Source organism: Nannocystis pusilla, from assembly GCF_026626665.1.
Taxonomy (GTDB): domain Bacteria; phylum Myxococcota_A; class Polyangia; order Nannocystales; family Nannocystaceae; genus Nannocystis; species Nannocystis pusilla.
The window spans coordinates 2,085,249-2,110,143 of sequence record NZ_JAPNKE010000002.1; the positions used below are offsets into that span (position 1 = coordinate 2,085,249).

A 24,895-nucleotide genomic window follows, 5' to 3' on the forward strand; every position below is an offset into this window, starting at 1 on the left:
GGATCGTCAGGCGCGGCGGACGGCGTACTGGTCGAGCGCGCGCTCGAGGTCGCCGAGGTTGACCGGCTTGACGAGGTGACAGTCGCAGCCGGCGGCCTTCGAGCGGGCGCGGTCGGCGTCCTGGCCCCAGCCGGTCAGGGCGATGATGGCGATGTCCTTGCCCCACGGGCGCTCGCGGATCTGGCGGGTGGCGTCGAGGCCGTTGAGGCGCGGCATGCCGACGTCCATGAGGATGACCTGCGGGCGGAAGGCGCCGGCGACCTCGACGGCCTCGACGCCGTCGTGGGCGGTGCGGACGACGTGGCCGAGCATCTCCAGCATCATCGCCATGGCGCCGGCGCCGTCGTGGTTGTCGTCGACGACGAGGACGCGGCAGGCGGGGCCGTGGGCGGGGTGCGGGACGTCCTCGGGGGCGCGCCGGGCGACGTCGGCGAGCGCCGGGAGCCGCACGGTGAAGGTGCTGCCGCGGCCCTCGCCGTCGCTGGCGGCGGCGACGCTGCCGCCGTGCATCTCGACCAGGCCCTTGACGAGGGCGAGGCCGACGCCGAGCCCGCCGGCGCTGCGCTCGAGGGTGCGATCGACCTGGCTGAACATGTCGAAGATCGAGGTCAGCGAGTCGGCCGGGATGCCGGTGCCGTTGTCGGTCACGGTGACGACGACGTCGTCGCCGCGGCGCTCGGCGGCGAGGCGGATCCGCCCGCCGGCCGGGGTGTACTTGGCGCTGTTGGTCAGCAGGTTGCTGAACACCTGGGCCAGCCGGGTGAGGTCGGCGTCGAGCCAGATCGGCCCGGGCGGCAGGGCGAGCTGCAGGTCGTGGCCCGCGGCCTCGATCTGCGGCCGCGCGGTCTCGACTGCGCTGCCGATCACGTCGGCGAGCAGGATCCGCCCGCGCCGCAGCTCGAGCTTGTTGCGGCTGATCCGGCTGACGTCCATGAGGTCGTCGATCAGCCGGATCATGTGCGACAGCTGGCGATCCATCATCTCCTGCGCGCGCGCGATCACGTCGGGGTTGCCGCGCGCGAGGCGGGTGACCTGCAGGCCGGTGCGGATCGGCGCCAGCGGGTTGCGCAGCTCGTGGGCGAGGAGGGCGATGAAGTCGTCCTTCTTGCGGTCGGCGTCGCGGAGCTGCTCGACCAGGCGCTCGCGCTCGGCCTCGGCGTGGCGGCGGGCGCTGATGTCGGTGAAGAGGATGGCGACGCGGTCGCCGTCGCCGAGCCTGAAGGCGTAGACGTCGAACCAGCGGTCGCCGAGCGCCTTGGCCTCGTTGACGAACCGCGTCGGCCGGCCGGTGCGCGCGACCTCGCCGTAGACCTCGAACCAGTGGGCGTCGTGGTCGGGGGCCAGCTCGCGCATGGTCTTGCCGGCGGCGTCGCGCAGGCCGGTGTGCTTCTCGAAGGCGGGGTTGACCTCGAGGAAGCGGTAGTCGACGGGGCGGTCGCCGGCGAACAGGACCTCGATGACGCAGAAGCCCTCGTCGATCGAGCTGAAGAGGCTGCGATAGCGGGCCTCGCTGGCCCGCAGGGCCTCCTCGGCCTGCACGCGCTCGGTGACGTCGAGGGCGATGCCGTCCCACGCGGTGGTGCCGTCGGCCTGGCGCCGCGGGGCCGAGCGGCAGTTCAACCAGCGGACGCCGCGGCGGCCGCAGATCCGGAACAGACAGTCGAAGTGCTCGCGCGAGCGGAACGCGGCGGCCTCTTCGCGGGTGACGAGCGCGACGTCCTCGGGGGCGATCCAGGCGTAGAGGCCGAGCGGGTGGGCGAGGATCTCGTCGGGCCCGACGCCGGAGATGGCCTCGACGCCGCGGCTGACGTAGCTGAAGCGGCGCGTGCCGTCGGGGTGCTCGAGGACCTGATAGATGAAGCCGGACGGGAGGTTGTCGGCGAGCTTGCGCTGGCGCTCCTCGTTGTCGCGCAGGGCGGCCACGGCCTCGCGGCGGGCGGTGATGTCGTAGTTGGCGCCGACGTAGCGGACCGGACCACCTTCCGGCGTGGGCATCAGGTCGCCCTTGGCGGCGAGCCACCGGTAGGTGCCGTCGGTGCGGCGCACCCGGAATTCGGCGTAGGCCGAGGTGCGGGCGCGGACGGAGCGCTCGGTGTTGCTGCGGGCGCCCTCGACGTCCTCGGGGTGCATGAGTGAAAACCACTCTTCGGCGTTCGGGGTCGGGTCGCCGGGCTTCAGGCCCAAGATGTCGAAGATCGCCTCGGACCACAGGACCTCGCCGGTCTCGGTGTTCCACTCCCAGGCGCACACGCCGGCGGCATGCAGGCCCAGCGAGAGGCGCCCGGCCTCGGCTGCGCGCGCGGCCTCGGCGGCGCGGCTGTCGGCCAGCTCCCGGGCGAGGCGGCGGTGCTGCAGGGCGTTCTCCAGCGGCCCGGCGGCGACCTGGACGCAGCGGCCGAGGAGCTCGACGGCGCGCTGGGAGAGCGACCCGGGCCGCGGGAAGTAGAGGGTGAGGACGCCGAGGACCCGACCGTCACGAGTGAGCAGGGGGACGGCGTGGAGGGCTCGAACGCGGCCCGGCGCGACCTCCTGGGCCTCGACCGCGAGCGGGTCGAGGTCGGTGTCGGCGATGACGACGGGGGCGCCCCGCCGGCAACACAGGAGGCTGACGCTGCCGAGGGGCGCGAGCGCGTCGAGGGCGAGGCCGAGGCTGGTGCCGAGGTCCGGACGGCACGCGTCGTCGACGAGGCGCAAGAGGCCCATGTCTGCGCCGACGAGCGCGGCGGCCTCGGCGAGGGTGGCGACGAGGATCGGGTCCGGATCGAGACCGGAGGAGAGACGGACGCCGAGGTCGAGCAGCCGCTCGAGCTCGCCGACGCCGGCCAGGCAGAGAGCGCGCTCGACCGTGGCCTCGGGGGTAGCGTCGGCGGGGCGCATCCGCGAGAGAGTGTACGGGCGGGTCTCGACGCAGCCAATGTGGGGTCTGCGTGCGTGGAGGCGGTCAACGTCGCGGGACGGGCGCGAACGAGGGCCGGGCGCTTCGGCGCGTTCGCGGCCGCGCGAGCGCTCGGAGCGGTCCATGGCGGGGCGCCGGCGGCGCGTCCGGGCTCGGCTGGCCTTCGGGGCAGGTGCCGCTCACACCGAGTCGAGGTCGACGTCGAGGCAGAAGTGGGCGAACGGAGAGTCGTACCACTCGCGCAGGTTGGTCAGCGGGGTGTCGCAGAAGTCGCCGGGATCGTCGATGGCGACGAGGCCGTCGCCCGGGGCCATGCCCTCGTGATCGGTGTTGAGGACGAGGGTCGAGGTCGCGCCGCCGCCGGTGATCCGCAGGCAGAAGTCCTGGATGTCCAAAAGGACAGGCGGGTCGAGGTCGAAGCTGCGGTAGGTCGTGTCGGCCGGGATCGGGCCGAGGTCGCGGGTGTCGAGCACGGCGAGCACGGGGGCGTGGTTGCCGGGATCGTAGGGGAGGACGTCGAGCTTGGCCGTCGGCTCGCCCTCGGCGAAGCGGATCTGGAAGCCGAGCCGGGTGAGCTGCAGGGCGGCGCGGCCGGGGCGGTGAAGCACTCGACGGCCTCGACCTTGGCCGAGACCGGATCGCCGCCGCTCATGCAGAAAGGACCGTCGACGCAGTTGGCCAGCTCGTACGGGCGCAAGGTGACGGGGCCCGGCAGGCCGGTGGTCGTGTCGACGGTGGTGCTGGTGGTGCTGGTGGTCGAGGGGGCGACGGCGGTCGGATCGACGGTCTCGGCGGTGGAGGCGGGGCCGGTGGTCGGGACGCCGGTGGTGGTGGTGCTGGTGCCGGTGCCGGTGGTGGCGGCGGTGGTCGAGGCGCTCGCGCCGTCGCTGACGTCGGCGCCGTCGAAGCCGGGGTTCGGGCGCAGGCATCCCCACAGGACGAGGACGGACAGGTGCGCGACGCGAGGCCTCACGAGGTGACTCTATCGCCTCGCGCGGGCGGAAGCCAGGCGGCGGTCAATGGAGGGCGCGGTGCAGTCGGACCTCTTCCATGTCGAGCTGCTCCTCGGCGGCGCGCAGGACTTCGTGATCGTAGGTGCCGTCGCGGCGGGCCAGCAGCAGCGCCCGCTTCTGCGCGCGGACCAGGTCGAGCATCAGCTTGTGGTGCTCGGCCCGCAGGTCGGCCTCGACGGGGAGGCCCGTCTGCGCGGCATGGAGGACGGCGGCGTGGTGGGCCCGCACGCGCTGGATCGCGTCGTGCTGGCGGTGCTCGTCGGGGTAATGCCGATCGAGGTGGGCGAGCGCGGCGGCGGCGAGGTGGGCCGACAGCGCCTGTTCGTCGCGGGCGCGCCTCACTTCGTCGCCAGGGCCGAAGCGGAGCAGGCGGACGACGAGCGGGAGGCTGATGCCCTGCAGCACGAGGGTGACGAGGATGACGACGAAGGTGATGAAGAGGATGAGGTGACGGTGCGGAAAGGCGGTGACGCCGTCGGCGAGGGTCAAGGGGACGGCCAGCGCCGAGGCGAGCGAGACGACGCCGCGCATGCCGGCCCAGGCGATGACGACGAGGGCCTTCCAGTCGGGATCGGGGGCGTCTACAGGCCGTGAGCGCCGCAGCCGCAGGGCGGCGGCGGCGGCGAACACCCAGGCGAAGCGGACGACGATGGTGAGCAGGCTGATGGCGAGGGCGTAGCCGGTGGCGTCGGCGAGGGCCTCGGCGCCGAGGCCCTCGGTGATCCGCGGCAGCTGCAGGCCGATGAGGATGAAGACGAAGCCGTTGAGGAGGAAGACGAGGGTGCTCCACACGAAGTTGGCCTGGACCCGCGAGGTGGCGGAGAGGAAGTCGTGCGCGCGCGCCGACAGGAACAGGCCGCCGGCGACCACCGCGAGGACGCCGGAGCACCCCAGGCCCTCGGCGGCGAGGTACATGAGGTACGGGGTCATGACGGTGAGGCTGGCGTCGACGCTCGGGGCGCTCGGCAGCAGGCGGTGGAGGCCGTAGACGAGCAGGGCGACGCCGAGGCCGACGCCAACGCCGCCGAGGCTGACGCGGAAGAACTCGCCGACGACGTCGACGGGGACGAAGCTGCCGGTGACGACGGCGGCCAGGGCGAAGCGGAACACGATCAGCGAGGCGGCGTCGTTGACGAGGCTCTCGCCCTCGAGGATCCCGACGGCGACCCGCGGGACCCGCATGCCGTGGAGGACGCTGGTGGCGGCGACGGCGTCGGGCGGCGAGATGATGCCGCCGAGCATGAAGCCGAGAGCGAGCGAGAACTGGGGGATGAGGGCGTGGGCGAACAGGGCGACGGCGCCGGCGGTGCACAGGACGAGGCCGAACGCCTGCAGGGCGATAGGTCCGCGCAGCCGCACGAACTCCTTCCACGGGGTGAACCACGCGGCCTCGTAGAGCAGCGGCGGCAAGAACACCAGGAACACGAGGTCGGGGTCGAGGCTGACGTGGGGGGCGCCGGGCACGAGGCTGAGCGCGAGGCCGCCGAGGACCAGCAGGATCGGGTAGCTGATGCCGAGCCGGCCGCTGAGCACGTGCAGCACGCCGATGGCGAACAGCAGCGAGAGGACGAGCAGGAGTTCGTGGTGCAGCATCGGCGCGCCCCGAAGCTAACGCGGGCCGGCGAGGCGGTCCACGTCAGTCGTCGCGGTCGCGGGGCGAAGCTGGCCCGGGGGACAGGTCGACGACGGTGGCGCCCCATCCGCCGCCGCGGTGGCCGCCGAGGCGGTAGCCGACGACGCGCGGGTGACGATCGAGGATGGCGTGCACGGTCCGCCGCAGGGCGCCGATGCCCTTGCCGTGGACGATCCGGACCTCGAGGATGCCGCGCGCGAGGCAGACGTCGAGGTACTCGAGGACCAGGCGCTTTACGTCCCTGGGGCTGAAGTTGTGGAGGTCGAGCTCGCCGTCGACCGGGAGCCGGCGGCGCCGCCCTCGTCGGGGAGGGCGCCGAAGAAGCCGGCGCGGCCGGCCCACGGGGCCCACGGCAAGGGCGGCGCGGCGCTCGGGCGGTAGGCGGCGGGCCGCGGGAGGGCGCAGTGATGGACGCTGACGGCGGCGCGGGCGAACGGGTTCCACGGGCGGAGGCCCTGGACGGGGCCGGGCTGCCAGCGCTCGCCGAGGCGGAGCTCGAGGGTGAAGCGGCCGGCGCGACCGGGCCAGCGCTCCGCGACGATCCTCAGGTCGCCGAACAGGGCGGCGCCGATCAGGTCGAGGGCGAGGGCGGCGTGGTCGCAGCCGTCGTCGTCGTCGGTCAGATCGGCAGAGTATGTCCAGCCGGACAGGTCGACGGTGAGGCGGGCGCCGCGGAGCCGGACCTCGAGGTCGAGGGTGCCGGCGCCGAGGCGGGCGCCGTCGTCGGTGCGCGCGGCCTCGCGGTCGCAAGCGGCGAGGAGAGCGTCGAGTTCGTGGCCGAAGGCCTCGCCGGGAGCCATGACCCGCCCAGTGTAGGGGCGGTCGGCGGCGAAGGGCCAGGCGCGGCGGCGCGGGCGTGCTAGAAGCGGGCATGAAGATCGACATCGACAAGGCGCCGACGTGGGTCGGCAGCGGCTATCCGGCGCCGTTCGACGCGCCGTGCCTGGACCGCAAGCGGGTCCGGCTGGGCGCGGCGGCGGGGCTGTCGCAGTTCGGCGTCAACCTGCTGCACCTGCAGCCGGGCACGTGGTCGAGCCAGCGCCACTGGCACTCGCGCGAGGACGAGTTCGTCTACGTGCTGGCCGGCGAGGTGGTGCTGGTGACGAACGCGGGCGAGACGGTGCTGCGCGCGGGCGACTGCGCGGGCTTCCCCCATGGTGTGGCCGACGGGCACCAGCTGCAGAACCGCGGGACGGAGGTGGCGGTGGTGCTCGAGGTCGGGACCGACGACAAGCAGGACGTGGCGGAGTACCCGGACGTCGACCTGCGCGCGACGCCGGACGGGTACGTGCACCGCGACGGGACGCCGTACCCGCCGCGCAAGTGAGCCGCCGCTCCGGCGGGGCCGCGCTGCCGCGTGCCGAGGGGGCGGGCGCGGGCCGGCCGGCGTCGGCGGTCTGAGCGGTGCTTCGGGACATGGCCGCGGGGCCATGTCCTTAGAGGCATGCGCGATGGGGCATGTCTTCGAGGACATGCCCCGGGGGACCGGTCAGCCCGGCGCGGGGCAGGCGGCCGAGGTGGTGAGGTCGGTGTTGTTGGCCTCGTTGCACTCGGCGACGTCGCCGTTGCCCTGGCTGGCGTGGTCGACCTCGACGAAGTAGTCGGCGGGCATGTCGACGGGCGGGGCCTGGATCAGCAGCTTGACCTTCTCCGAGCCGCCGGGGAGGAGGGCGGTGGCGGTGACGGTGCTCAGCAGCAGGGTGCCGGTGGCGTCCTGGCCCTGGTAGAAGTCGACCGCGACGCCGGCCGGCACGCCGAGGGCACCCTCGTTGCGGACGGTGGCGATGAGCTCGAGCTGATCGGCGCAGAAGCCGAGGCCGATCGAGAGCTCGACGGTGAGGTCGGGGGCGTTGAACACGCCCTCGCCCTGGACGTTCTGCCGGTAGTTGTTGAGGCCCGGCGTGGTCCAGTTGTCGGCCTCCTTGGCCGGGACGTTGCCGGCCGAGGTGGTGCCGGTGACGTGGTAGGTGTGCTGCGTCCACACGCGCCGGGTCGGCACCCAGCCGTCGCCGGCGTCGCCGTAGAGGTAGACGCCGCGGCGCTGCTGGTAGCCCGGGGCGTTGCAGCCGCCGCCGTTGGTGGCGACCATGAGGATCTCCGAGTTGCCGTCGGCGTCGGCGTCGACCACCAGCGGGTACTCGTGGACGGTGGCGCTCGAGTTCTCGATCTGCAGCAGGACCGAGCCGTCCTTGCCGGAGTAGACGCGGGCGTAGCACTCGTCGTTGTAGGTGACCTCGGCCGCGCCGTCGCCCTGGAAGTCGAACACGGACGAGCCGGTGGCGTTCGACGACTGATCCTGGGTGGTGGCCGACCAGCGACGGTAGATGGCGCCGGCGGCCGGCATCGGGTCGCCGTTGGGCTTGACGATCTCCTCGCCGTCGCGGTTGAGGTCGTACACGGTGTAGCGTGAGGCGCCGGCGACCGCGAGCTCGGGCCGGCCGTCGCCGTCGAAGTCGGCGACCGTGGGCGGGCCGCCGAGGCCGCCGCCGGGGACCGCCGCCGGCTGGGTGCGCATGCCGTCGTTGCCCTCACAGGCGACGCCGGTCGGATCGATGCCGCACCACAGCTCGCCGGTGAGGCCGTCGAGCACGCGCACGTTGCCGCTGGCGGCCAGGACGACCTCGGGGGTGCCGTTCTGGTCGAGGTCGGCGATCGCCGGCCAGCCGTCGGTGCCGTTGTTGTTGTTCCACAGCTCGGTGACGGCGACGGTCGGCGGGTCACCGGCGGTCCAGTTCACCGACCAGGCCTGCTTGCCGCTGACGATCTCGGGGTAACCGTCGCCGGTCAGGTCGGCGACGGCCGAGATACCGCCGAGGTAGCCGGCCGGCGAGCCGACGATGCCGCCGTTGTTGTTCAGGTTCCACACGACGAGGCCGTCGTGGTCGATCAGCATGGCGCCGACGACGATCTCGGCCTGGTCGTCCTCGTCGAAGTTGGCGAGGGTGATGCCGCCGTTGTCGAAGCGGGTGGTCGGCGAGATCTGGTTCGGGTTGGTGGCGTGCGAGGTCCACAGCCAGTTGCCCATGCCGTCGACGGCGTGGATCGGCTCTTGCCGCCGCTGACGCGGCCGGGATAGACGATGTCGGGCAGGCCGTCGCCGCTGACGTCGCCGACGGCGACGGTGGTGCGGCCCTGCGAGCCGAACTTGTTGTTGTTCGGGTCGTGGTCGATGCGGAACTTCTCGAGGCCGGTGGCGCCGTCGAGGACGATGATCACGCCGACCTGGTAGTCGTCGGAGTCCTTGTAGCGGGTGGTGTTGATGACGACCTCGGGCACGCCGTCGCCGTCGAGGTCGGCGACCGCGGGGCTCGAGAACACCTCTTCTTCGGTCCACGACCACTCGGGAACGGCGCTCAGGGTGTCGAACTCGGGCACGATCTCGCAGGTCAGCGGATCGGGCTGCGGCAGGCACTGGCCCAGGGTCTGCTCGCAGTACTCGCCAGGCTGGCAGTCGTAGGAGTCCTGGCACGGGGCGCCCGGAGTGACGCACTCGGCGCCCGAGCAGACCTGGCCGGCGGCGCAGCAGTCGAGGCTGGGGCCGCAGTAGACGCCGCTGTCACATGTCGGCAGGCAGTTGTCGAGGAGGCACTCGTTGCCGGCGGGGCAGCAGGTGGCCGGCTGACCGCACAGGGTGCCGCCCTCGCACAGGTCGTCGCCGGTGGTGCTGGTGCCGGTGATGGCGTCGGTGGTGCTGCTGGTGGCGTCGGTGGTGACGGCGGTGGTGCCCGTCATGGTCTCGCCCGCGGTCATGCCGCCCGAGGTCGGACCGGTGGTCGGCACGCCGGTGGTGGTCGGGTCCGTGGTGGCGGTGCCTTCGGTGGTGACGCCGGTGGTCGAGGCGGTGCTGCCCTCGCTGGCAGTGACCGTGCCGCCGCTGTCGCCGCAGCCGACCGCGCCGACGAACCACATCAATAAACCCGTACTCCGACCCAACCTCGTTCGCTGCATCGCCGGCGAAGATCATCACAGGACCCTGGGCCGATCAACCGGCGGACCCCCGGGCTGTTTCTGCGCTTGTCCGCGAGCGACGACGGTCCTCGGGCCGCAACCGAGGCGCGACGAACGCGGGCCGCGACGTCGGTGCTTCGTGAACGGGAAGAGGCTCGCCGTTTACCGTCGGTTGACGCGCGGGCGAGAAGCGAGGCCGGGCCCGGTCCGTCGACGCGTCACGCTCGACGAACCGCGCGCGGACGCCGGTCGTCGCCAACCGCAGGTACCGATGTCACACCCGATCTTTCGTACACTCATGGGCACGCTCGTGTGCGGCGCCCTGGCTTGCGCCTCGTCGCCCGAGCGCCTCCGCGGCCTCGACCGGCGCTTCTACCAGAACCTCGACGGCGAGAAGGACCGCGCCGAGTACCTGAAGGTGCCGAAGGCGCAGCGCCAGGCCTTCCTCCAAAAGAAGGGTCTTTGGGACAGGTGGCAGGCGCTCCCCGAGGCCGAGCGCGCGGCGGCCAAACGCGGCGAGCTCAAGGCCGGCTCGCAGGAGTTCGCGGCGTTCATGGCGTGGGGCCCGCCCGCGGACACGCAGCGCCGGACCGCCGGCGAGCGCGAGGTGGCGTTCCACACCTTCATCCGCTGCACGAGCGGGCCGAAGACCGGCCGCTACGTGCAGGCCACGAGCACCTGCGACGGGACGTTCAACGAATTCGAGGTCGCGGTCGAGGGCGGAATCGTGACGGAGATCAAGCTGCTGCATTGAGGGGCGCGCCAAACCTCGCGCGCGGCCGGCGGCGCCCGATTCCCGAACGCGGCGACGCGCGACGGACGGGCGGCGCGCGAGTGCGCGGGGTGCATGATTCGGTGAGATCGAGAGGCCGGGGCGGCCGCGGCGATCGACGATATGCGCAAGTGACAGCGGGCCCGCGCGCAGCCAGCCTCGCGCCATGAGCACTGCCAACGATCACGTCCACGTCGTCGCCACCCTCCAGGCCCACCCCGACCACGTCGCCGAGCTGGCGGCGCTGCTCGGCGAGCTGGCGCGCACCAGCCGCGCGCAGCCCGGCAACCTCCGCTTCGATGTCCACCAGCAATCGTCGAACCCGCACCAGCTCATCACCATCGAGCACTGGGACGGGCTGGCGTCGGTCGACGCGCACATGACGAGCCCGCACGTCGGGGCGGTCCTGGGCAAGCTGGCGCCGCTGCTGGCGGTGCCGCCGCAGATCGTGCGCTACAGCCAGATCGTGTGAGGCGCGGCTCAGCCGTCGGTCTTGCGGAAGCGATAGGCGAGCTGCGGCCGGGTGAGGCCGAGGAGGCGCGCGGCCGCGGCGAGGTTGCCCCCGGCGCGCTCGACCGCGCCGCGGATCAGGGCCTGCTCGAGCGCCTCGATGCCGGCGCGCCGATCGAGCAGGGCGTCGATGAGATCGTCGACGCCCGGAGCGGCGGGATCGAGGGCGGGGCGGATCGGCTGCAGGACGCCGGCGGGCGCGAGCTCGAGGCGCGCCGCCGGAGCCTCGTCGCCGCCGAAGAGGTGGCCGCGATCGATCGGCTCGTCGTCGCCGACGAGCACCGCGGCGCGGGCGACCCGACCCCACAGCTCGCGCACGTTGCCGGGGTAGTCGTGGTCGAGGAGGGCGTTGTTGGCCGCCTCGGTGACGCCGCCCAGGCGCCGCCCGAGCGCGTGCGCCTGCTGGTCGAGGAAGCGGCCGAGGAGCAGCGGGATGTCCTCCCGCCGCTCGCGCAGCGGCGGCAGCCAGATCGGGAAGGCGCCGAGGCGCTGGACCAACTCGTCGCGCACGAGGCCGCCGCGCCGCAGGTCGACCCGCGTGCTCGCCAGCCAGCGCAGGTCGTGATCGCCGGTGTCGAGGGCGTGGAGCAGGCTGTCCTGAAGGTCAGGTGCGAGGCGGTCGAGGTCGGCGACGAGGAGGCTGCCGCCGCGGGCCCGCGCGAGCGCGTCGGCGAGGGCCGGGCGGTCGAGGGCGCCGGCGCGGACGACCACGAAGGGGCCGGCGGCGCGGCGGCTGCGGTCGTGCACGGCGCGGGCGAGGTGGCGCTTGCCGACGCCGGGCTCGCCCTCGAGGAGGACCGGGAGCTCGGCGCCGGCGACCCGCTCGACCAGGGCCCAGGCGGCGCGCAGCCCGGTGGCGCAGCCGATGACGGGGCCCTCGGCGCGCGCGGCCGGGGCGGCGGCTCCGCTCGCGCTCGGGGTCGTGAGCGGCCCCGTGGCCAAAAACTCGAACCCGGGCGGGGGCGGGCCGTCGCCGAGCGGGCGGCCGACGATCCGGCAGTGACGCGCCCCGCAGGCGCGACAGGCGACCTCGCGGTAGACGATCGGCCGACCCATGAAGACGGTGGTGAAGCCGCTGGCGTAGCCGAGCAGGGTCCAGCACACCGGCTCGGCCGCGCGGCCCTCGCTGCCGAGGTGGGCCTCGACCTCGGCGGAGCTGCGCCAGGCGAACTCGCCGCGGTAGTGGCCGCGCTCGATGTCGAATTGCACCTCGAGCGGGCGCACCGCGACCATGCCCTCGAGGGCGTGCAGCTGCGGGCCGGCGGCGAACAGGTCGTAGTAGCTGGCGGTGCCGCGGACCCGGCGGGCGTGCTCGCCGTCGCGTTGGCCGGACACGTAGCCCATGCGCGTGAACACGGCCCGCGCCCGGGCGACGCCGAGCGCCGCGATGAGCTCGCGCCGCAGCGCCGCGAGGGCGCTGACGTGGACCAGGACCATGCGCTCGTCGCCGAGGGTGATCCGGCCGTCGCGCGGCGAGAAGCGCAGGTGCTTGAGCAGGTCGGCGCTGTCGGGCAGCCGCAGCGCGTCGTCGTCGCCGGCCGCGACGAAGGGGTTCTCCTCGCTCACGTCCGAGGAAGGTAGGCCCGGGCGAATGCGGCGATCAAGCCCGACGTTCGCGCGTACGCTGCCGGGGGGCGAAATTGCCCGGGCGCGCGGACGAGGACTCTCCCGGGCGTTGCGGTCGACGGCGCTGCGGTAGACTCGCCGCGCACATGCATCCCAACGCCGAGACCATCCAGCGCTTTTACACCTGCTTCGCCGCCCGTGACGCGGCCGGGATGGCGGCCTGCTACGCCGACGACGTGGAGTTCAGCGACCACGCGTTCCCGGGCCTGCGCGGGCGCGAGGCCGGCGAGATGTGGCGGATGCTGTGCGAGCGCGGCAAGGACCTGAAGATCGAGTTCCGCGACGTCACGGCCGACGACCGGCGCGGCTCGGCCCACTGGGAGGCGTGGTACACGTTCAGCACCGGGCGGAAGGTCCACAACGTGGTCGAGGCGCGGTTCGAATTCCGCGACGGCAAGATCGTGCGCCACGACGACGACTTCCCGCTGTGGGCGTGGGCGCGGCAGGCGGTGGGCCTGCCGGGGCTCGTGCTCGGGTGGACCGGCTTCTTCGAACGCTCGCTGCAACGCCAGGCGCGGCGCCAGCTCGCGGCGTACATGGCCGGCCGCTCGTGAGCGGCGACCGCGGGGGCGGTCCGTCGCCGGCCGCTCGCCCGCGCGTGGTGTGATGATTCGCGGCCCCGCGCGAGCGCTCGCGGCAAATCGCATGAGACTGCTTGCGGGCCGGTGAAGCTGGAACACGGTCAAGCCGTGCCGCCACGCCCGGATTTCACCGGACGCGACTCCCGGCACAGGGGGCGATGTATGATGATTCGCGCGGGTCATGCGGTGGTCCGTCTCGTCCATGTCGCGTCGCCGTCGGTCGCGCTGGCGCTGCTCGCCGGCTGCGGCGAACCGGAGGCCGTCGGCACCGCGACGGTGTCGTTCGGCAGCGGCACCGGCTCGGTCGACGACGGGCTCGAGACGATGGTCGGCTGGTCAGGCTCTTCCGGCTGGGTGACGACGGGCCCCGACGACCCGGTCGGCCCGTGCGGCGACGATCCGTCGTGCCTGCCCCCGAGCGAGACGGTGCCGACCGACAAGCCCGACGGGCTGCCGAGCCCGTTGCCGGGGGTCTACGACGATCAGGGGCCGGCCCCGCCCGACGCCGGATTTCGCGCGCTGATCGGCTTCCCGACCCGCCAGCGCGAGCTGCTCGAGAAGCGCGTGGCGCTGATGTACGCGCCCGGCAGCCCGCTGTTCCGCCGCTACATGACGGTGGACGCGTGGATGGCCGAGCACGCGCCGGACGCGACCGAGGTCGCGCTGATCGAGAACTGGCTGCGCTCGCGCGGGTTCACGATCGACTTCGAGGCCAAGAACCGCCTGCTGGTCCAGTTCTCCGGCACGGTGGCCGACTTCAACGCGACGTTCCAGACCGAGCTGCATATTTGCATGCGCAAAAACCCGCTGTGGGAGGACCCGCCGTTCCCGGTCTATTGCACGCTCGACCGGTTCACGCTGCCGAAGTTCGTGGCCGAGCGGACGAACGGGCTGGCGAGCGCGGACCTGCCGACCGAGAAGGGCGAGCTGACGCCGGAGGTGGGCGAGATCGTGGCCGATCCGCCGGGGCCGGAGGCGTACGGGCCGCGGGTGTTCTACGGGGCGTATCACCTGCACCCGCTGTTCGACGCCGGGTTCGACGGCGGCGGCTCGTCGATCGGGGTGGTCGCGGCCGGCACGTACCACGCGGTCGACCTGCAGATCTTCTGGAAGTCGTTCGGGGTCGAGCGCGCGCTGCCGAAGCGCGTCGAGGTGATGGAGCCGGTGTTCGAACGGGTGACCGAGACGGCGCTCGACGTGCAGTGGGCGACCGCGATGGCGCCGGGCGCCAAGGCGGTGGTCTACGAGGGCCCCGACGCGCGCAACACGTCGCTGCTGTTCACCTGGAACCAGGCGATCACGGCCAACGAGGTCGACGTGCTGACGTTCTCGTTCGCCCACCGCGAGGACTCCGAGCCCAGCCGCTGCGCCACCAGTACGACGAGTCGGCGCTGATGGGCGCGGCGATCGGGATGACGCTGGTCTCGGCGAGCGGCGACTCGGGCATGCCCGACACGCCGTGCTCGAGCCCGTACGTGACGTGCGTCGGCGGGACGCACCTCGTGGCCTCGACGGAGGGGGTGATCGAGAAGGAGTGGGCGTGGGTGATGTCGGGCTCGGGGCTGGCCAAGACGTTCGCCCGCCCGTACTGGCAGGACGGCGACGTCACGGCCGACCGGCGGGCGATGGCCGACCTGGCGCTGAACTCGTCGACCGAGCAGCCGATGTGGATGCGCCGGTGGTCGAAGTGGGAGTACTTCGGCGGCACGTCGTTCGCCGCGCCGGCGTTCGCCGGGATGCTGGCGGTGGTGAACGGCTACCGCCGCAGCCTCGGCCTGCCGCGCGTGGGCTTCCTGAACCCGATCCTCTACGGCCACAAGCCGACCCGCTCGACCTTCCGCGACATCGAGTACGGCCAGACCGAGCACTATCACGCCGGGCCCGGCTGGGACTATCCGACCGGGCTCGGCGCCCCCGACATCGCCATGCTGGCGCTGGCGCTGCCGTAGCGACCTGGCGCGAGGGACATGACTGAAGCGCGATGTCCTCGAGAGCATGCCGCATAGGGCATGTCCTCGAGGTCATTGTCGTCACTGGCGGACGTCGTTCAGGCGCCGCCGCACGTCGTCCCAGGCCGGCGGCTTGTCGGCGGCGGTCTCGCTCCAATGGGTGGTCTCCCACCCCTTGGTGTGCTTGAGGCCGTTCTTGACCGCCTTGCTGTGGACGGTGCCGAACACGAACTTCATGCGCGCGGCGTCGTCGCGCCACAGGGTGATCGTGCGGGCGCTGCCGCATTTGTCGGACCACCCGAAGCTGGCGCCGAGCAGGCCGTCGTGGGTGAAGACGTCCATCGTCGGCGCGGCGGTCTCGGCCTCGAGCGCCTCGCGCTGCTCCGGCGCGTGCCAGCCGACGGTGGTGGCGACGAGGTGCGGCAGCGGCAGGGGCGCGACGAGCTCGCCGTTCTCGTCGAAGGCCGGGCCCATGAAGGGCACGAACTGCATGTCGGACTCGTCGCAGGCGGCCAGCTCGGCGATGGTCGGCTCCTCCTGCGGCGGATCGTCCTGGTCGCAGGCCGGCAAGAGCAGGGAGAGCGCATAGAAGGCGGTTCGGGGCTGCATGGCGGGCCTCAACACCGCGCGCGGCCGGAAGTGTCACCGCGGCGATCGCGGGCGTGGGCGTCGCGATCGCGCGCACGTGGAGTCTCCTCGGGGTGCGCCCTTCGCAGCGCCCGACGCGAGCGTCTCGCAGGTTTCGCCGCCCGCTGCGCACATACGTGAGCTTGTCGCAAGGGCGGTGGACGACGCCGGTGATCCGTGAGCGGGACCCGGTCGGCTACCAGGCCCGTAGCTTGTGAAGGAGAACGACTTGAAGGATCTACTTTGGACGACCTCGGCGGCGCTGGCCCTCTGCACATTAAGCGCGTGCCCCGCGGAGGAGGCGACGACCGATTCGCCCGACACCGACACCACGACGGCCGCGCCCGCCACCGACACCGAGGCGCCGACCACCGGCACGCCGGCAGCCTGTCCGGCGCCGACCGCGGGGCCGACGATGCACGACGGCGCGCTCGGGATGAACGAGACATGGACGGCCGACGGGAGCCCGCACATCGTGACGCGCTTCGTGTCGATCCCGGACGGGGCGACGCTGACGATCGAGCCGTGCGCGGAGGTGCGGATGCAGGCCGAGGCGGCGCTGGTGTTCGGCCACACGAGCTCGACGGAGGTGACGACGCTCAAGGCCGAGGGCGAGCCCGAGCGGCCGATTCGCTTCGTGCGCGACGGCTCCGAGCCGTGGAGCGCGCTGGTCGCCTACCACCCGGCGCAGCTGCTGCTGGCCCACACGACGCTCGAGGGCGGCGGCTCCGACAGGTTCTTGTACAACGCGTCGCTGGTGCTGCGCGGCAACAGCGAGACGCCGACCAAGAAGCTGGCCCGCGTCGATCACGTGACCGTGAAGGACTCGCTCGGCACGGGGGTGCTGGCGCAGTGGGTGTCGGGCTTTCTGCCGGAGTCGACGCAGCTGGTGGTGACCGGCAGCGGCGACGAGGAGAACCCGTACCCGGTGCGCCTCGGCGAGCACACCCTCGATTCGCTGCCCGACGGCGAGTACACGGGCAACCGGATCGACAAGATTCACCTCGATGCAGAGGGCGCGAACAGCAGCGGCGGTCTGCAAGAGGACGGGACGATGCACGACCGCGGGGTGCCGTACCACTTCGGCGAGTTCGAGGGCTCGCGCTTCAGCATCGGCGGCCCGGCGCAGCCGCTGACGACGCTGACGATCGAGCCGGGGGTGCAGATCGAGTTCCTGCCGGGGACGGCGCTGGAGATCGAGCACTGGACGAGCGAGACGGATCCGGCGACGGGGGCGCTGGTGGCGGTGGGCACGGCAGAGGCGCCGATCGTGTTCACGTCGGCGGCGGAGACCCCGGCGCCCGGCGACTGGGTGGGGCTGTGGTACGGGAGCGTGCCGGCGGCCCACAACCGGCTCGAGCACGCGCGCGTCGAGTACGCGGGCGGCGAGTGCGGCTGCGTCGGCTTCACGTGCACCGACGCCGACGAGGCGAGCATCCTGTTCATCGAGGGCGTGCCGGCGGGCTCGTTCATCCAGAACACGACGATCGCCCACAGCGCTAACCACGGGATCGCCCGCGGTTGGCTCGGCGGCGGACCTGACTTCTCGGCCAGCAACACGTTCGAGGACATCGCAGGCTGCGATCAGACGCTGCCGCGCGACCCGGACAACGGCTGCCCCGACGGCGACGGCTGCGGCTGAGCGGCGCCGATGAAAACGGTGCGCTTCCGCCCGGTCGCGCCGGGCGAGAGGCTCGCGGGCGCGCCGGGCCGCGCGTGCTTGCCGGCCGGTCGCGCCGGGAGGTACCGTGCTCGGCGTCGATGGCGGCCGCGACCCCGGAGATCACGAACATCGGCGACGCGCTCGCGGGCCTCGTCCACCAGTTCGCCGATCCGTGGGCGTTCCTCCGCGAGCTGGTGCAGAACTCGATCGACGCCGGCAGCCCGCAGATCGACGTGCGCATCGACCACGATCCGACCCGCGGGACGATGATGGTGGAGGTGGCGGACGCGGGCGAGGGGATGAGCCGCGAGATCATCGACACGCGCCTCACTCGCCTGTTCTCGTCGGCGAAGGAGGGCGACTACACGAAGATCGGCCGGTTCGGCATCGGCTTCGTGTCGGTGTTCGCGATCGACCCGGACGTGGTCTGCGTCGACACCGGCCGGGCCGGCGAGTGGTGGCGGGTGGTGTTCCGCCGCGACCGCTCATTCGAACGCATCCGCCTGCACGACCCGGTGGAGGGCACGACGGTGCGGCTGTACAAGGCGGCGTCGGCGACGGAGGTCGAGACGGCGCGCGAGCGGGCGCGCGAGACGCTGGCGTATTGGTGCAAGCACGTGACGATCGAGCTGCACCTCGACGGCGAGCGCGTGAACGGGCCGCTCGACCTCGAGGGGCTGTGCAAGCTGCGGCACGAGGAGGAGGGCACGACGCTGGTGATGGCGATCGTGCCGCAGGCCGAGGCGCTGCGCGGCTACTACCACGGCGGCCTGACGCTGCACGAGGAGCGCGACGCGTCGCTGCCGTACATCGCCTACAAGATCGACTCGCGCTTCCTCGAGCACACCCTGACCCGCGACAACGTGATCCGCGACGCGAACTACGCCAAGGCGATGACGATCGTGCAGACCGCGGCGCGCGGCCGGCTGCTGGACCAGGTGTTCGCCAGGCTCGAGCAGATCGCGGCAGGCGAGGCGGCGCCGGCCGAGGAGCGCGAATTGCTGTACCGCTGCGCGGAGGCGCCGTTCAACTATCGATATGCACAACCGCGCTGGCTGACGATGAAGGTGCTGCCGACGATCGGCGGGCCGCCGGTGGCGATGAAGACGTTGCGCGACCAGGCGACGGCGCGCCCGGTGCTGCGCGCGACCGCGATGTCGCCGCTGGTCGAGGCGATGCGGGCCGACAAGCACTTCGTGATCGCGTGCGCGGCGAGGGACGCGATCGACACGCTGGTGTACACGGCGACGTCGGCGTGGGCGACCGCGATCTCGCAGTGGTGCACGGCGCTGCCGCTGGCGCCGGAGGAGGCGAGGTCGTGGGCGCCGCTGTGCGCGGCGACGGCGGCGCTGCTCAAGGCGCGCGGGTGGAAGGTCCGCGAGGTGACGGTGGGGCGCTTCGATTACCCGGAGTCGGCGATCGCGGAGCGCGTGGCGATCACGCAGGGCCGCTTCGGCGAGGTCACGAAGGTCGAGGACATCGGCCTGATGGCGAGTGGGTGGCTGGCGAGCGGGCGCGTGCTGGTGCTGTCGGCGCTGCACCCGACGCTGCTGCACCTGCGCGCGGTGGCGCGGCGCGAGCCGGAGCTGGCGGCGTACCTGGCGATCAAGTCGTTCTTCTTGCACGGCGAGCTGAGCTCGACGATGGATGCCGAGCTGGCGAGCGCGGCCGCGGAGGCGCGATGGCGACGCATGGAGGGTTGAGCGACCTGGTCGAGGCGCTGCGGGCGGGCGGCGAGGTCGACTCGCAGGGCCGGTTCACGCTCGACCGCGCGCAGGCGCGGGCGAAGATGCAGAAGTTTCAGCTGGCCGACGCGCGCCGCTACGTGCTCGAGCTGGTGCAGGCGGCGGTGCTGCGCGGGGCGTCGAAGATCGCGTTCTCGATCGACACCGACGACATGCACATGCGCTTCGACGGCCGCCCGTTCACGCGGGCGGAGCTCGACGAGCTGTGGGGGTCGCTGTTCGCCGACGGCGAGGGCGAGGACCTGCGCGGGCTCCGGCAGCTGGCGCTCGGCCTCAACGCGGCGCTCGGACTCGAGCCGCGGCAGGTCGTGGTGCGCAGCGGGACTGCGCAATTGCGCATGGTGCCCGGGGAGAGGACGCGTTCTCGGAGCTGGCGCAGCCGGCCGCGGAGACGACGATCGAGGTCGAGAAGCGGCTGCAGCTCGAGATGGTGGTGGAGTTCTTCCGCGACCTGCGCGGCAGCCTGGCCGAGGAGGTGTACCTGCGCGAGCGCTGCCGCCACGCGCGGGTGTCGATCACGCTCGACGGCAAGCCGATCGCGTTCGGGCCGCGGATCGAGCACGCGATGCTGGCGCTCGCGCTGGCCGAACCGGAGATGCAGGGGTTGCTGGCGCTGCTGCCGGACCCGGCGCCGGCCGAGGTCCACCTGGTGAAGGACGGGGTGTGGATCGACTCGCACCCGCTCGCAGGCGTGGGACCGGGGATCGTGGCGATCGTCGAGGCGGCGGCGCTGCGCAAGGACGTGTCGATGGCGAAGATCGTCGCCGACGCGGGCTTCGAACAGGTGGTGGGGCTGGTCCGCTCGGCCCGCTGGGCCCTGCTGGCGCGGGCGCAGGCGGCGGTGGCGGCGGGGGAGCTGCGGCCGGAGTCGGTGATGCCGCGGCTCCGCGAGGAGGTGCTGCAGTTCCTGAAGCTCCGCGACGTCCGCAAGCGGGCCGAGGTGGCGCCGCTGCTGGCGGCGATCACGTGGGCGGAGGCGAGGACATGTGCGGAAGGACATGTCCCGACGGTCAGCCTGGCGGCGCTGGCCGAGGCGGTGACGACGGACGGCGACAGCGGGGCCCGCGAGCTGCGCTACGCGACGCAGAGCTACGCGACGCTGCGGCCGGAGGGGCCGCCGATCCCGCGGGTGCCTCGCGCGGAGGCGGGGCAGCTGGCGCGGCTGCTGGCGTGCAACATGGTGGCGGTCGACGAGGCGCTGGCGGCGGCGCAGGAGCGCGAGAAGGCGCGGCTGGCGTGGCAACAGCGGGCGATGGTGCCGTCTCTCGGGGTCAACAAGCGCTACCTGTTGCGGGCGCCGTTGCCGGCGACGGAGACGATCCGCGGGGAGCTGGGGATCGCGGCCGAGGCGGTCGAGGGCGGGGCGGCGACGGGGCGGATCTGGCTGATCGCGCAGGGCTGCCTGCTGCGGGTGGTCGAGGTCGAGTGCGGGATCGCAGGGCTCGAGCTGGCGGTGGAGGCCCCGTTCACGCCGAGCGAGCGGTTCGACGACGCGGTCCGCGACGGAGTGGTGGCCGAGGTGCTGCTGCGCGCGCTGGGATGCCTGCCGGGGCCGCTGGGTGACCTGGCCGGAAGGTCAGGTGGGACGGCGATCGATGCGGGGGTGCGCGGGCTGGTCAAGGCGTGGCTGCTGCTGGCGCTCGACGCCGAGACGCGCTCAGGGCTGTGGCAGCGGCTCGGGGTGCCGGAGGCGCTGCAGCCCGACGCGGCGGCGGTGGCGGCCTGGCTGCCGTCGCCGGCGCAGCTGCGCGCGGGCCAGGGGCCGCTGGCGACGCTGATGCACCTGCTGCTGTTCGAGGACTTCGACGGGACGCGGCGGTCGCTCGACGAGCTGGCGCGACGACAGGCGCGGGTGGGCCGGCTCGAGGAGGTGGATCGGTCGATGGCGCCCGAGCCGGCGCTGGGCCGCGAGATCGCGTGGCTGGGGCGGGGTGATCGCGAGACTCTGGGCGGGCTGCTCGGCGGCGAGGCGGCGCTGCAGTCGTGGGCGCCGACGCTGGCGGTGCGCCGCCGCGAGCGCAAGTTCTGGGCCCAGGAGGCGCGCTCGTTCGAGGCGCTGACCCGCGTGACGCAGGAGGAGAGTCGCGCGGCAGGGCTCGATCCGTCGCTGTGGTGCCACGCGTGGCGCGATGAAGAGGTGGAGGCGGTGCTGACGTTGCACCCGCCGGAGCTGGCGAGCAGTCCCTCGAAGACGGCTCCGCAGGCGATCGTGGAGCTGCGCTTCGAGGGCCGTCCGCTGACGAGGCGCACGCTCGACCTGGGCTTCGGGCCGATCACGGGGACGGCGACCGCGAAGGGGCTGCGACCGAACGCGAACTGGGACGAGGTGGCGGACGAGGCGGCCGTGGCGACGCTGACGACTGCGCTGCGGCGGGCGGCGTGGCGACTGGTGGCGGGGGTGCTCGAGCGGTGGGCCCGCGGGACGGGGATCGAGGACGCGACGTGGACGTGGCTGCGCGAGCAATTGCTGCGCCGCGTGGCCGAGTCGACGCGCTCGGAGGTGCTGGCAGAGGCACCGGCGCTGCTGCAGGTGCCGCTGTTCGCGACGGTCGGCGCCGGGGTGCTGAGCCTCGCGGAGATCGAGGCGGTGGTGGCAGCGGAGGGCCGGATCGCGTGGGTGCCGATGACGACGCCGGGGACGTCGCTGCCGGCGCCGCCGATCGTGCGCGAAGACCCACCGGCGATCGCGGCGCTGCGGCGATGGGTCGGCGAGGCGCGGCTGGTCGACGGCGGCGAGCGAGTGCGGGCGCAACGACTGGCGCGACGCCTGGCAGACCTGCCGACGATCACGTCGTTGACGCTGGCGCCGGCGAGCGTGTGGTCGAAGACGTCGCTGGCGGACGACAAGGGCAAGGTCGAGGGGGAGGTGGGGCTGCGCCGCGGTGATGGAGAGGCGACGCTGCGCATCGAGGTGTGTTTGGACGGGCGCAAGATCGGCGAGTTCGTCCAGGAGGACGCGCCGGCGCCGCTGGTGGCGATCGTCAGCGATCTGGAGCTGCCATTGACGAGCGCGGGGGAGGTCGACACTCGCGCGAAGCGCTACGGCAATCTGCTGCGCCGGTGCCGACGGGCGGCGACGGAGCTGATCGTGCAACTTTGCGAGAGCTACGCGTCGCTGCCGGCGACCGAGCGCGCGCCGGCGCGGGTGCTGCTGCTCGAGTACGCGGCGCGACGGATCGAGCGCCCGGCGAAGGAGGGCTCGGAGCCGGGCCGCGCGGTCGAGGCGGTGAAGGCGTTGCCGCTGCTGACCGATGTGTGGGGCAAGCAGTGCTCGCTGACCGAGGTCATGAGGGGCGAGCAGAAGGTGTTCGAGGCGGTGACGCGGCCGGTCGAGGAACCGCCCGTGACGGCGCAGAGGGAGCGCAGGATTTTGGTGGTGGACCCGCCGGCGCGCCGCGTGCTCGAGGCGATCGGCGAGGTGAAGCTGCTGGACTCGCTGTGGGACGAGGTGCTGGGGACGCTCCGGGCGCTGGCGGCGGCGCCGGAGTGCACGCTGCCCGATTTGCGGGAAGTGGCATGGGTCGATCGCAAGGCGACGCTCGCGGGCGGACTCGAGGCGCATCTGTGGATCCCACGCTCGCCGACGAACGAGGACTCGGTGGCGCTGGCGCGCGCAGGGCGAGAGGTGGGGCGCGTCCAGGCGATCCCAGGGCTGCCGTGCGCAGGGATCGTGACGGGATGGGGTCTGAATGGGGGATCCGGGGCAGCGGTGCTGGACGCGCGCCAGCTCGGCAGCCTGGGCAAGCAGGTGTGCCGGCTGTACGAGACGCTGGCAAAACAGGTGACGTCCGGCGGCCGCATGAACGCGAGCGAGCGTGACAAGGCGGCGAGCTGGCTGGCGCACGTCGACGAGCTGCTGGCGAGCGATGCGGGGGGAATGCCGACAGACCTGGGGAAGGCGCTGACGGAGCTCAAGACGGCGCTGGCAGAGCTGGTGCCGCCGGCGCTGCGCAAGGCGCGGGCGAAGGCGGCAGAGGCGGAGACGCGCCGACAGGCAGAGGCAGAAGCGGCCGGGCATGCGCAGCTGGAAGCTGCGAGGCGAGTGCACGAGGCACGCGAGCAGGAGGCGCAAGCGCGCGAGCAGGCGCGGGCGCAGGAGGCTCAGGCGCTCGGGGGCGCAGGGCAGGCGCCGGGGGCTGCGGGAGAGGTGAGGCAGACGCCGGTGCCGAAGCCGACGCCCGAGCAGCAACTACTGGCGCTGGTCCGCGCGGAGCTCGAGTGGGCGCGCGCGCGTCACGGGTCCGCGCTCGAGCAGCTCCGCCTCGATCGCCTGGCCATCGGGACTGGTAGCGAGCGGGGCATCGCCCGCTTCGACGACGGCATCGTGCTGCAGCAGCGCCACTCGCTCATCGCCCGCGCGCTCACCCGCCTGGCCATCGACGAGATGCCGGATCCGATCGACATGATGTTCGTGATGGCGAACGTCTATACGCTGATGAACGAGGTGGCGGAGGAGATCGGGGCGCACGACGAGCAGGCGTTCGTGGCCCGGCTGGCAGAAGGGCTGGCGGCCGGGCTGGGGTGAGGGGGGCGCCGGGAGCTGCGCTCTGACTCAGTAGGCCTGGCCGCTGGAACATGTGCGAAGGGCCAGGTGATCACGGGGCTCCATGCTCACGGGGCCGGCTCCTCGCAGCAGGCGCAGGCGGCTTGCGCTTGGGACATGTCCCTTCGCACCTGTAGGAAGTGCCAGATGCCGGCGGCCGCCGCGGCCACCGCCACGGTCGCGGCGAGGGTGCCGGCGAGCAGCAGGCGGCGGGCGGTGGTGGGCTTCACCGCGTCTCCTGGGCGCCGGTGCAGGGGACGGGGATGACCAGGACCACGCGGTTGACGTCGCGCTGGAGCGTGCTTTTATTCTTGGGCTCCTGGCCGGCGCGGACGGCCGCGAACGCGGCGGCGAGGCGCTCGCTGTCGGTGCGGCTGACGGCGATCGGGGTCTGGGTGCCGGCGTATTGTTCACGAAGGACTCGAGCTCGACGGGTCGGTCGCTCGGGGCGCCCCAGCCGATCAGCATCGGGCCCTGGCCGCGCTCGCTCGGCTTGTCGCGGCCGAGCGCCTGGTCGATGAGCCGCTCGACCGCGTTGATCCGCCGCAGGGCCAGCGCGTGATCGTCGGCAGGCTTGCCGTCGGGGCTCGAGCGGCCGATGACGAACAGCATCTTGGCCTCGCGCAGGGCCTTGGCGTGGCGCGCGAGCTCGCCGACGATGTAGGGGCGCGCGGCCGGAGCGGGCCAGGGCTGGCGCGCCTGCGGCTCGCCCGTGGGGAAGTAGACGACGAGCCGGTCGGGGAAGGCGCCGAGCAGCGCGTTCATCTGGTCGTCGTCGGCGAGCAGGGCCCGCCACTCGTCGGCGCTGCAGCCCTCGCCGCCCTCGACGCGGTCTTGCACGCTGGTGCGCCGCTTCAGGCAGGCCTGCGTCAGCTGCGAGACGGCCTTCTCGACCACCGGATCGCCGCAGGTCGGCGCCGGGACCTCGGGCTCCTCGGGCGGGCGGCAGCGGAGGTCGGCGCCGCAGCGCAGGCCGACGTCGCACGGGCAGTCGCGGCACTGCTCGCCGCGCTGCGCGACCTGGGGCTCCTCCTGCGGCGTGCACTCGCCGTGGACGCACCACTGGCCGTCGGGGCACTGCTCTTCGTCGGGGCGGCGCGGATCGCATTGCTGGACGTCGCTCGCGTCGACGGCGGCGGTCGGCAGCGAGACCACGGCCCAGGCCACGAACAACACCATCGCCCAGACGCCGGCCGTCAGGGCGATCAAGGTCACGGTGATCCGGTCGATCGCCATCGAAGTCATCGCTCCGCGCCAAGGGTACTGGCCCAGACGCCGGCCATCAGGGCGATCAGGGTCACGGTGATCCGGTCGATCGCCATCGAAGTCATCGCTCCGCGCCAAGGGTACTGGCCCAGACGGCGGCCGTCGGGGAGATCGAGGTCACGG

At 72.9% G+C, this 24,895-nt stretch carries 19 protein-coding genes; 10 read left to right on the top strand and 9 right to left on the bottom strand.

Going from position 1 to position 24,895, the window contains the following annotated elements; translation table 11 throughout:
• Positions 1–6 precede the first annotated feature (6 nt).
• Positions 7–2,877, bottom strand: a complete 2,871-nt coding sequence (locus OV079_RS09180; protein ID WP_267767524.1) for a PAS domain-containing protein — start codon at positions 2,875–2,877, stop codon at positions 7–9.
• A 198-nt stretch (positions 2,878–3,075) separates the two neighbouring features.
• A complete protein-coding gene (locus OV079_RS09185) occupies positions 3,076–3,504 on the bottom strand; it encodes a hypothetical protein (protein ID WP_267767525.1) in 429 nt (142 codons plus the stop codon).
• A 42-nt stretch (positions 3,505–3,546) separates the two neighbouring features.
• On the opposite strand from OV079_RS09185, the gene OV079_RS09190 reads away from it, so the two are divergent.
• Positions 3,547–3,876 carry a hypothetical protein gene (locus tag OV079_RS09190; RefSeq protein ID WP_267767526.1) on the top strand — a complete coding sequence of 110 codons (330 nt, stop codon included), beginning with the start codon at positions 3,547–3,549 and terminating at the stop codon, positions 3,874–3,876.
• Positions 3,877–3,912: 36 nt separating this feature from the next.
• Here OV079_RS09190 and OV079_RS09195 read toward each other — a convergent pair whose 3' ends face one another.
• The 3 genes from OV079_RS09195 to OV079_RS09205 are packed head-to-tail and all read right to left on the bottom strand — an operon-like array spanning position 3,913 to position 6,342.
• The gene (locus OV079_RS09195; RefSeq protein ID WP_267767529.1) at positions 3,913–5,502 is read right to left on the bottom strand and encodes a Na+/H+ antiporter; all 1,590 of its coding nucleotides are present in this window, start codon (positions 5,500–5,502) and stop codon (positions 3,913–3,915) included.
• Between the two features lie 43 nt (positions 5,503–5,545).
• Positions 5,546–5,893, bottom strand: a complete 348-nt coding sequence (locus OV079_RS55680; protein ID WP_338088883.1) for a Smr/MutS family protein — start codon at positions 5,891–5,893, stop codon at positions 5,546–5,548.
• The gene (locus tag OV079_RS09205) at positions 5,776–6,342 is read right to left on the bottom strand and encodes a hypothetical protein (RefSeq protein ID WP_267767533.1); all 567 of its coding nucleotides are present in this window, start codon (positions 6,340–6,342) and stop codon (positions 5,776–5,778) included. The genes OV079_RS55680 and OV079_RS09205 overlap by 118 nt, the downstream gene beginning before the upstream one ends.
• Before the next feature lie 71 nt (positions 6,343–6,413).
• On the opposite strand from OV079_RS09205, the gene OV079_RS09210 reads away from it, so the two are divergent.
• Positions 6,414–6,869 (top strand): cupin domain-containing protein, encoded by a 456-nt coding sequence (locus tag OV079_RS09210; RefSeq protein WP_267767535.1) that lies wholly within the window; start codon positions 6,414–6,416, stop codon positions 6,867–6,869.
• A gap of 1,559 nt (positions 6,870–8,428) precedes the next feature.
• Here OV079_RS09210 and OV079_RS09220 read toward each other — a convergent pair.
• Complete coding sequence (locus OV079_RS09220; RefSeq protein ID WP_267767537.1) at positions 8,429–9,451, bottom strand: FG-GAP repeat domain-containing protein; 1,023 nt, start codon at positions 9,449–9,451, stop codon at positions 8,429–8,431.
• Between the two features lie 337 nt (positions 9,452–9,788).
• Between OV079_RS09220 and OV079_RS09225 the strand changes: the two genes are divergently transcribed.
• Both OV079_RS09225 and OV079_RS09230 read left to right on the top strand, forming a co-directional pair.
• Positions 9,789–10,244 carry a hypothetical protein gene (locus OV079_RS09225; RefSeq protein WP_267767539.1) on the top strand — a complete coding sequence of 152 codons (456 nt, stop codon included), beginning with the start codon at positions 9,789–9,791 and terminating at the stop codon, positions 10,242–10,244.
• 184 nt (positions 10,245–10,428) lie between these two features.
• Positions 10,429–10,734, top strand: a complete 306-nt coding sequence (locus OV079_RS09230) for a putative quinol monooxygenase (RefSeq protein ID WP_267767541.1) — start codon at positions 10,429–10,431, stop codon at positions 10,732–10,734.
• An 8-nt stretch (positions 10,735–10,742) separates the two neighbouring features.
• Here OV079_RS09230 and OV079_RS09235 read toward each other — a convergent pair whose 3' ends face one another.
• The gene (locus OV079_RS09235) at positions 10,743–12,338 is read right to left on the bottom strand and encodes a XylR N-terminal domain-containing protein (RefSeq protein ID WP_267767542.1); all 1,596 of its coding nucleotides are present in this window, start codon (positions 12,336–12,338) and stop codon (positions 10,743–10,745) included.
• A gap of 146 nt (positions 12,339–12,484) precedes the next feature.
• Here OV079_RS09235 and OV079_RS09240 point away from each other — a divergent pair, with 146 nt between their 5' ends.
• From OV079_RS09240 to OV079_RS09250, 3 genes are all read left to right on the top strand, one after another.
• Complete coding sequence (locus tag OV079_RS09240; protein WP_267767543.1) at positions 12,485–12,952, top strand: nuclear transport factor 2 family protein; 468 nt, start codon at positions 12,485–12,487, stop codon at positions 12,950–12,952.
• Positions 12,953–13,165: 213 nt separating this feature from the next.
• A complete protein-coding gene (locus OV079_RS09245; RefSeq protein ID WP_267767544.1) occupies positions 13,166–14,374 on the top strand; it encodes a protease pro-enzyme activation domain-containing protein in 1,209 nt (402 codons plus the stop codon).
• Positions 14,374–14,928: a S8/S53 family peptidase gene (locus tag OV079_RS09250; protein ID WP_267767545.1), complete on the top strand. Its 555-nt coding sequence runs from the start codon at positions 14,374–14,376 to the stop codon at positions 14,926–14,928. Before OV079_RS09245 ends, OV079_RS09250 begins: the two co-directional genes overlap by 1 nt.
• A gap of 81 nt (positions 14,929–15,009) precedes the next feature.
• On the opposite strand, the gene OV079_RS09255 is transcribed toward OV079_RS09250, so the two are convergent.
• Positions 15,010–15,537, bottom strand: coding sequence for a hypothetical protein (locus OV079_RS09255; RefSeq protein WP_267767546.1), 528 nt, complete (start codon positions 15,535–15,537; stop codon positions 15,010–15,012).
• 232 nt (positions 15,538–15,769) lie between these two features.
• Here OV079_RS09255 and OV079_RS09260 point away from each other — a divergent pair, with 232 nt between their 5' ends.
• The 3 genes from OV079_RS09260 to OV079_RS09270 all read left to right on the top strand — a co-directional run bounded on the left by OV079_RS09260 (position 15,770) and on the right by OV079_RS09270 (position 23,488).
• Entirely contained in the window at positions 15,770–17,197 is a 1,428-nt protein-coding gene (locus OV079_RS09260) for a hypothetical protein (RefSeq protein WP_267767548.1), read from the top strand.
• Between the two features lie 119 nt (positions 17,198–17,316).
• Positions 17,317–18,921, top strand: coding sequence for an ATP-binding protein (locus OV079_RS09265; protein ID WP_267767549.1), 1,605 nt, complete (start codon positions 17,317–17,319; stop codon positions 18,919–18,921).
• Positions 18,922–19,396: 475 nt separating this feature from the next.
• Positions 19,397–23,488: a hypothetical protein gene (locus tag OV079_RS09270; RefSeq protein ID WP_267767550.1), complete on the top strand. Its 4,092-nt coding sequence runs from the start codon at positions 19,397–19,399 to the stop codon at positions 23,486–23,488.
• A gap of 27 nt (positions 23,489–23,515) precedes the next feature.
• Here OV079_RS09270 and OV079_RS09275 read toward each other — a convergent pair whose 3' ends face one another.
• Positions 23,516–24,721: a hypothetical protein gene (locus OV079_RS09275; RefSeq protein ID WP_267767552.1), complete on the bottom strand. Its 1,206-nt coding sequence runs from the start codon at positions 24,719–24,721 to the stop codon at positions 23,516–23,518.
• Positions 24,722–24,895: the final 174 nt, after the last annotated feature.